Below are 7,823 nucleotides of genomic sequence, written 5' to 3'. Positions count from 1 at the left end.
AACCGGCACCCCGCCACCCGCTACGACGTGGGCAAAACAGTCAGACGACCCGAGAGCATCGCCGAACGTGACCAGGTCAGACCATAAAGAACAAGGTCAGAAGCTGTGTCAGAACCGGTGATCTGTGACGCTCGGTGATGGGCGGCGCTTTTGGTGGGAGAACGACTGGATCCGTCCCGTTCAAGGAGACGGTGCTCCGGCACGCGACGAAACCCGATGCCGAGTACCTGGCAGACGTTAATGGTCTGCGGGGAGGTGTCAGTTGCGTGCGCCGGGCCTGGCCCGCTCCGACTACCAGGTAGGTTGACCGTATGCCCCTTACCGCACGTGAAGCCGTCGCGGCTGCCGCTGGGTTCGCCTACGACACAGCCCTGAAGTTCGAACTGCTGGCCCGCCAGTGGGAGGCAGACGGCAATGCCCAGGACGCTGATCTCCTGCGTGCGCAGGGCCGAAACATCGTCCTGGCCCTGGCTGAGTACGCCGCGGTGAACGGGCCAGAAGTGGCTTACAAAGCCGTGGAGGAATCCGCGCGGCGCATCGGGGTAGATCTTCCCTGGCCCCGTGTTTGATCGAGGTCAGCGCAAGGTGGTGGGGGCCAGCCGGATCGTCTGTGGCTGCTGAATGCGAATGCGGATGCGGATGGCTTGGGCTTGCCGGCCGATTTGACCGGCTCGACGGGATGCGACGACGTGCGCGGTGGTCGGGGAGGGCGGGTGAGGCGGCGGACCATGAGGGTGAAGGTCCAGGTGATGTGGGCCTCGCTGTGGGAGATGAGCCGTTCGTAGTCGCGCACATTTCTGCGCGCTCTCATGATCCACGAGATGGCCCGCTCGACTCGCCACCGCTTCGCCAGGACGGCGAAGCCGTCCTGGTCCTTGCGGCGCGGCACCGTCTTCGCGGCACCTACGTCCGGCACCTGTTGCACGCCGTGGTCGCCCCCGGCGGCCGCCTGATCGTCGGCGTCTTCAACGAGGAACGCGATCAGGACCGCCTTGAGGGCGACGTGGCGTCGATGGGATACCGCGTGGCCGGCCACTTCACGGCCCCACACCGTCACCCGGGCCTGCTGTACAAGGCGTTCTGGGTCGGCTCGGATGCCGAACCCAGTGGTGCGTGACCACCCGCCCATCCAGGTTAGCGCACCAGACTGCTCTGGGGCGGTACAGACGTTCCGGGGCCACCGCTCCACCGGCATCCCGAGCCGACGAACGGCGTGGCACTCCCCCTCTGAGTCGAGTGCCGCGGCTACGGTTGCGTACTGCGGCATTGGTCTGCTGCTCCTACCGCGAACCTCGGCCCCTCGGGTTCAGGCGGAGGCGAAGAAGCGCGGTCTTCGACCAGTCCCAGCCCCCACTCCAGTACTGCACGCAGTACCTCTTCCTCACGTTCCGCGGGCCGACGGATCTCCGAGTGAAAGGTGCTTGCCGATGTCGGCATCCCAGATCAGCAGCCGCGCCCGCGCGTACGCCCTCTACACCGGCGCGCCCCGCCAACTCGCGTGCGACGTCGTCGCCGCCCTGCCCCCGGACACGCCGCTCATCCCCGCGCCGGCCGAGCACGCGCAGCTCCTCTTCGAATCCGAGATCTTCTACTGGGTCCTCAACTCCCAGAGGCACTTCTTCGAGTACCCGCTCGGCATCCGGTACGTGCAGCCCACCGCGGCCAGCCTGCGCCTGCACCTGGAGAGCAACACGAGCCTCGACAGCCTGCTGTGCGGACTGCTGCCCTGCCGCATGCCGATGCGCACCGGGCGGGACGAGATCTACGGCCTCAACGGAGTCCGCATCTGCGCGCGCACCGAGCGCGGCATCGAACTCCACCGGCTCGGACAGCCGACCAGCCTCCAGCTGACGGGCCCTTCCCGCCGCGCCTTCGAGAAGGCCGAAGCCGCCCTCGCCCAGCGCGTCGAGGACAACGGCGGTGAGGCATGCTGGCTGGCCGAAGGAACCTGGACCGACTACGAAAAGCAGTGGGACGACGAACGCCAGCCGATCGCCTACGACTCCATCTGGCGCGCCGCCGCCTGGCTCCCCAGCGGGCTGCTGCGCCGCCTCGGTCTCCTGCACACGGTCGCCGTTCCCCAGGTCGTCACTGGGCACGAGGCGAGGCTGGGGGAGTTCTGGGTCCTGGAGATGGACCACTTCTCCGACACCGGCCTGCGCCGGGCGGAGCTGCTGCAGGCGCTGACCGACCCCGTGAACGGACTGCCACTCGAACTGCGCGGGCACCGGGACCTGACACCAGGCGAAGGCCTCGGCCTGGTGCTACTGAAGTCCCCGGACCGCTCCGCCACGCTCCAGCTGCGCTACGACCGCGTCGACTACCCGGAGAAGGACCGCGCCGACATGTTCAGGGCGATCCGGCAGCGCATCGGCAAGCTGACGAGCGAGGCCCCGCTCCCTCTCGTCCCGGGAGGCCGAGCCGACGGGTGACACCGATGCCGCGAAGATCAGGCGGCCGACATGCGCCGGCCCCGAATCCGCAAAGAGCCCCTTCACCCGTAGGGGGTGCTGCTGGATATCGATGTTCCATGCCCCGCCCGATTGGCGTACCGTCACCGAACTGCCAACGTCCTAGGGTGGGATGGGGCAGACCGATCGGGGAGAGGACGGCGTCGGGGTGGTCGCGGGTGATGACGACGCATGGGGCGAACGGGCGGTATGCCGTGCTGCGGATCCGGAAGAGCTGTTCGTAGAAGGCGCAGCCCAGAACAGGGCAAAGGCTGTCTGTAGCGGCTGCCCGGTGCGCACGGAGTGCCTTGCCCATGCCCTCGATCAGCGTATCGAGCACGGCGTGTGGGGCGGCATGACGGACCGGGAACGACGCGCGCTCCTGCGCCGGCGCCCCACGGTGACGTCATGGCGAAACCTGCTGGAAGCAGCCCGCAGGGAGCACGACCGGCCAGCACGTACCGGAGACGGCCCGCGCTGGCAGGCAGCCGGCTGACGCGGTCCGCCCGGAGCCCCGTAAACGGCCCCATTTCACACTTCGGGTGGTTCGCATAACTCACTGACCTGGCTGAACACCAGCGTGGTGACGGTGCTGGCACAGCTTAAGAGCGGTGCTGGGCACAGCGATTTGTCCATGATGCACCGAGAGGCCGCGTGATCCAGCCGGTCGGAGCACCCGGGGGTCTACGCGTTTCCAGGGTGCTTGGCGGGCCGTTGGCGGACGTGGACGTCGGCTGTGTGCGGGGCGGTGATGACGCTGTGCTCGGGGATGGTCCGGGCGGCGAGGGTGACGCCGCTGGCGATCCGGCAGTTGCGCCCGATCGCGAGGCCGGGGCCGAAGCTGATGGTGTTTCCGGTCTGGCAGCGGTCGCCGATGAGTCCGCCGAACTGTGATGTCCCGCATCGGTAGAGCCCGTCTGGTGTGCGCATGATGATCTCCCGCTCGGGCTTGGTCATGTGGTCGCTCCACATGCTGATGGCGGCAACCGTCAGGTTTGCGGACAGGTGGGCGTCGGCCCCGACGATGGTGCGGTTGATGCCGATGCGGTGGCCGAGTGTCGCTCGCTCCGCGACGAACGCTTTCGTCACCTCGCAGTTGAAGCCGACCGTGACGCCGGCGCACAGGACGGCGCCTGCTCGAACGGTGGAGAACTCCCAGATGCGGGCGTGAGGGCCGATGATGACGTCATCGCCGATGATGGCCGTGGGGTGGATCGTGGCGGTCGGGTGGATGCGTTGGGGAAGCCGGGCGAGGGCTTCGCTGTGCCAGTCGTCCCAGGAGGCGAGGAAGGCGGCCAAGTCCGCCTCCTCCAGGTCCGTGTAGGGCGTATCGGCCAACGGCCCGCTGACGGGTGCGGTGATGTAGTCGCCGAGTCGCATGGTGCGCATAAAGGGTCCCTTCGGTGTGGTCGGTGGCCGGTCCTCGGGGCGACTAGCATCGGCGGTCACCCGTCCCGAGGAACGGAGAGTTCATCCGTGCGTCACCTGCGCGTTGGCGTTGCCATCCTGACCATGGGCAACCGGCCTGGCGAACTGCGGGACTTGCTCGATGCTGTCGCCAAGCAGGACACGCCTGCGGCGCGGGTGGTGGTCGTAGGCAACGGCTCGCCGCTGCCGTCCCTCCCCGACGGGGTAACCGGGGTGGAACTGCCAGAGAACCTGGGCGTCTCGGGCGGCCGGAACGCAGCCCTGGCCAGGCTCCGGGAGTTCGGGGATGTCGATGTGGTCGTGGACCTGGATGACGACGGGTTGTTGATCAGCCCGGACGTCTTCACCCGGTTGGTGGATCTGTACGAGTCGGACGAGCGGCTGGGGATCGTCAGCTTCCGCATCGCCGATGAACGCGGCCGGACCCAGCGTCGGCACGTCCCCCGCCTGCGCGCCAAGAACCCGATGCGCCGCGGATTGGTGACGACGTTCCTCGGCGGCGGACACGGGCTGTCCATGGCCATGCTGGCGGAGATCGGCGGATGGCCCGAGCCGTTCTTCTACGCCCACGAGGAGACCGACCTCGCGTGGCGGGCCCTGGATGCGGGCTGGAAGGTGCTCTATGAGCCTGACTTGGTCCTCCAGCATCCGTGGACCTCGCCTACCCGGCACGCGGTCTTCCACCGCATGGTGGCCCGGAATCGGGTATGGCTGGCGAAACGGCACCTTCCCGCCCTCCTTGTGCCCATCTACCTCGGGGTGTGGACCGTGATGACCCTGGCCCGCGCACGGTCAATGGCGGGCCTTCGGGCATGGTTCGGGGGCTTCACTGAGGGGCTGCGCACCCCGTGCCCGCCTCGCCGCCCGATGCGGTGGGCAACGGTGTGCCGGATGGCCCGCCTGGGGCGGCCCCCGGTCATCTAGGCCGTTGCGGCGTCGCTCTCGGCCCGTAACCATGCGGGGATGGCGTCGCGGGTTTTGCCCAGCCAGGCCGCATAGCGGGCTACCCCCTCCTTGATCGTGATCGTCGGTCGCCAGCCGAGTACCGTTTCCATGCGGTGGGTGGCCGCGTATCCGCCGAGAGGATCACCGGGCGGCATGGGCGTCTCCAGGAGCCGGATGCCGGGGTACTGCTCGGCGACCAGTTCGGCCACCGTCCGGATGCTGGTGGGGGTGCCGCTGCCGACGTTGATCGTCTCGTTGTGGGCACGGGGGGCGACAAGGGCCCGCACCGTAGCGGCGGCGATGTCGTCGACGTGCACTAGGTCCCGGATCTGGCGGCCGCCGCCGTTCAGGTGCAGCGGCAGGCCGAGTGCGGCTCGGGTGGCGAACCAGGCCACCACCCAGGAGTGGCTATTCTCCTTGATCACCTGCGGCTCGCCGTAGACCGAGAAGTACCGGACGATGGTGTATGAGGTGTGCACGGCGTCCAGGACGAGGGCGGTCTGTGCCTCGCCCCACGCCTTGGTGTTGCCGTAGACGGACATCGGCCGCAGGGGAGTGTGCTCGTGGAACTGAGGCGGGGTCCGTCCGTAGACCGATTCCAGGAGCTGACGCATGGCGCGGTACTCGTCTTGGGGGCGTGCCCAGTCCTCTGGGTTGCCATTGCCGTAGACGCTGGCTGAGGAGACGAAGCAGAACCGGCGGATGCGGTCGCAGGCGGCGATCGCGTCAAGGAGAACCTGGGTGCCGGTGATGTTGTCGTGGATCGCTGCCATGGGCTGGCGCGTGCAGGCCGCGACGTCGGCCAGGGCGGCGGCATGGATCACGTAGTCGCACTGGGCGACCGTCTTCCTCATCAGGGCCGGGTCCTGGACGTTGCCGATGATGAGATCTGGGTCGCTGGTGTCGATACCGAACAGGTCCCGGTACACGTGCCGGGGATAAGCATCCAGCGTGCAGACCGCAATCGGCCGGGCTCCGATTCGGCGCAGGTACCCGGTGATGCGGCTGCCGATCAGTCCTGCCCCGCCGGTAACCAATACGGTCCGGCCGGCGAGTTCGGTGAGCTGGGTGTCGTGCACAGTGTCTCCAAACGTTGGTGAGGTGAGGTGGGGTGTCTTGCCTCCCGCCCCAGCCGCGGCGTGGGCCGATGCGGCGGGGCGGGGGCTCCAGGTGTCATGGGGATCGGCTGTACGTGCTCTTACGGCTGACCGGCTTCGAGGGCGCGTTGCCGCTTGTCGATGAGCTGCTCGAACTGAATGGCGTACAGCTCCACTTGGTCGGGCGTGAGGTGGAGGACCGCTTGCGTGGTCCGTCCGTCGGTGTGGTGCAGCTCGATGCCGAGGGCAGCCTGCTGGGCGCGGTGGTCGTAGGTCGCATCCCGCTTGAGCGGGGTCGCGTGGGTGACCGAGGACTCTGTTCCCTCGGTCGAAGCAGCGTTGTCCTTCTCCTTCATGGCGCTCACCCTCCTTTGGTGATGGTGGGAAGCGGCGGCCCGCCTGTTGCGAGCTGCCTGCAGCACCGAGGACACCGCGGCCAGCGCGGTGGAGGGAGGGATAGGTCGCTGGGGCGCACATGGTTTGCACGGGGTGTAAACGGTGTGCAACTCCTCGCGCTCTCGGACGGTTTGACGGGACAATCAGCGCGGCAGGAGGTGACCCGCTGTGGACGGCACACATCCGATCTGGCGCTCAGTCCCCATGCAGGACGCCCTCGCTCGCCACGATGCGGGGGCGGTTGTCCGTCTGGTCCGCCGCGCGGCCGAGGTGACGTTGGCCGAACTCGGCGAGGCTGTCGGCTACACGGCCGCCTCCCTGTCCCGGATGGAGCGCGGCAAGCAGCCGATGCGCGATGTGGTACTGCTGCGGCGGGTCGCACAGGTGCTGGACATTCCGCCTCACCTGCTCGGACTCGCGCCCCGACACGCGCAGGCCGTGCCTTCCGGAGACGCTGCTCAGCGTCCTCCCGGCACTACTAGGGTGGGCGTAGAGCCACTTGGTGAGGAGGGTGAGGACCCGGTGCGACGCCGCAATCTTCTGGCCGGCCTGGCCGGGGCCACCACCAACGCGGTGTTCGGCCCCATCCCTGCCGCCGCGCACTCTCCCGCACGGCCGAGCCTGTCCGGCCTGGAAGACCTGCTGCTGTACCGGCGAAGCGAGAGCCTTCGCGGGCCGGACCCTACCCCCGCCACGGTCGCCGCGGCGGTTGATGCCGCCCGCCGCGATTTCGGCGCCTGCCGCTATGAGGCCCTCGCCCGCGCCCTGCCCTCCCGGATCGCGCTCGCGCAGGGCCTGGGGGCCGACGGGCACGCCGAGCAGGCGGCGACCGCGGCCGCGGAGCTGTACAACACCGCCACGAGGCTGTGTATCAAGCTCGGCGAGGACGGTCTCGCGGCGGTCACCGCCGACCGCGCGCTGACCGCCGCGCGGGACGGCGCCGACGCGCTGACCATCGCCGAGGCCCACCGCATGATCTCCAGCGCTTGGCGCCGCCAGGGCCACTACGCCCGCGCCACCGACGTCGCCGTCACCGCTGCCCAGCAGCTGGCCGCCGACCGCACCACAAACAAGACCGAGCGGCTGTCCGTACAGGGGAATTTGTTCGCGACGGCCGCGTACACAGCGGCGAAGCAGGGCGATCGGCACACCGCTCACGAACTGATCGCCGAGGCGCAGGCCACGGCCGGTCAGCTCGGTCACGACGAACTGCTGCGGGGAACCATCTTCGGGCCCAGCCAGGTCCTCCTTCATCAGATCTCGATCAGTCACCTGCTCGGCGACGCCGGGCAGGCCATTGAGCACGCCCGCCGCGTCGCCGTCGCCGCCCTGCCCACGACCGAGCGGCAGGCCCGCTACTGGATCGACGTCGCCCGCGCTTTCGGCCAGTGGGGCAAGCCCGAGCGGTGCTACCGCGCGCTGCTCGCTTGTGCACGCTCGGTCATTGACTGCAGAACTGGACTCATCGAGGCGATCGCGCTGGTGGCGTGACAAGGCGCAGGTTGCT

The 7,823-nt window shown here is 68.7% G+C and carries 8 protein-coding genes and 1 pseudogene; 5 read left to right on the top strand and 4 right to left on the bottom strand.

Translation table 11 applies throughout. The annotated features are described in order from the left end of the window. The first annotated feature begins 311 nt into the window (after positions 1-311). Positions 312-569 carry a hypothetical protein gene (locus tag ABZW18_RS33755; protein ID WP_356195104.1) on the top strand — a complete coding sequence of 86 codons (258 nt, stop codon included), beginning with the start codon at positions 312-314 and terminating at the stop codon, positions 567-569. Here ABZW18_RS33755 and ABZW18_RS33750 read toward each other — a convergent pair. Next, positions 506-895: pseudogene (locus ABZW18_RS33750) on the bottom strand (hypothetical protein); the annotation flags it as partial. The gene ABZW18_RS33755 and the pseudogene ABZW18_RS33750 sit on opposite strands and share 64 nt — an antisense overlap. Positions 896-1,427: 532 nt before the next feature. On the opposite strand from ABZW18_RS33750, the gene ABZW18_RS33745 reads away from it, so the two are divergent. Both ABZW18_RS33745 and ABZW18_RS33740 read left to right on the top strand, forming a co-directional pair. After that, positions 1,428-2,432 carry a hypothetical protein gene (locus ABZW18_RS33745; RefSeq protein ID WP_356195102.1) on the top strand — a complete coding sequence of 335 codons (1,005 nt, stop codon included), beginning with the start codon at positions 1,428-1,430 and terminating at the stop codon, positions 2,430-2,432. A 151-nt stretch (positions 2,433-2,583) separates the two neighbouring features. Beyond that, positions 2,584-2,946, top strand: a complete 363-nt coding sequence (locus ABZW18_RS33740; protein ID WP_356195099.1) for a WhiB family transcriptional regulator — start codon at positions 2,584-2,586, stop codon at positions 2,944-2,946. Positions 2,947-3,134: 188 nt separating this feature from the next. On the opposite strand, the gene ABZW18_RS33735 is transcribed toward ABZW18_RS33740, so the two are convergent. Continuing rightward, complete coding sequence (locus tag ABZW18_RS33735; RefSeq protein ID WP_356195096.1) at positions 3,135-3,839, bottom strand: transferase; 705 nt, start codon at positions 3,837-3,839, stop codon at positions 3,135-3,137. An 87-nt stretch (positions 3,840-3,926) separates the two neighbouring features. Here ABZW18_RS33735 and ABZW18_RS33730 point away from each other — a divergent pair, with 87 nt between their 5' ends. Then, complete coding sequence (locus ABZW18_RS33730; RefSeq protein WP_356195093.1) at positions 3,927-4,802, top strand: glycosyltransferase; 876 nt, start codon at positions 3,927-3,929, stop codon at positions 4,800-4,802. Here the strand turns inward: ABZW18_RS33730 and ABZW18_RS33725 are convergent. Both ABZW18_RS33725 and ABZW18_RS33720 read right to left on the bottom strand, forming a co-directional pair. Continuing rightward, positions 4,799-5,902, bottom strand: a complete 1,104-nt coding sequence (locus tag ABZW18_RS33725; RefSeq protein WP_356195091.1) for an NAD(P)-dependent oxidoreductase — start codon at positions 5,900-5,902, stop codon at positions 4,799-4,801. The two genes, ABZW18_RS33730 and ABZW18_RS33725, sit on opposite strands and share 4 nt — an antisense overlap. A 119-nt stretch (positions 5,903-6,021) precedes the next feature. Further along, positions 6,022-6,276 carry a hypothetical protein gene (locus ABZW18_RS33720; protein ID WP_356195089.1) on the bottom strand — a complete coding sequence of 85 codons (255 nt, stop codon included), beginning with the start codon at positions 6,274-6,276 and terminating at the stop codon, positions 6,022-6,024. Positions 6,277-6,484: 208 nt separating this feature from the next. Between ABZW18_RS33720 and ABZW18_RS33715 the strand changes: the two genes are divergently transcribed. After that, positions 6,485-7,807 carry a helix-turn-helix transcriptional regulator gene (locus ABZW18_RS33715; protein WP_356195087.1) on the top strand — a complete coding sequence of 441 codons (1,323 nt, stop codon included), beginning with the start codon at positions 6,485-6,487 and terminating at the stop codon, positions 7,805-7,807. The last annotated feature ends 16 nt before the right edge of the window (positions 7,808-7,823 follow it).

The organism is Streptomyces sp. NPDC004647 (genome assembly GCF_040609575.1).
Taxonomy (GTDB): domain Bacteria; phylum Actinomycetota; class Actinomycetes; order Streptomycetales; family Streptomycetaceae; genus Streptomyces.
Note: the sequence above shows the minus strand (reverse complement) of the source record. Positions and strands in the feature narration are given on the sequence as shown.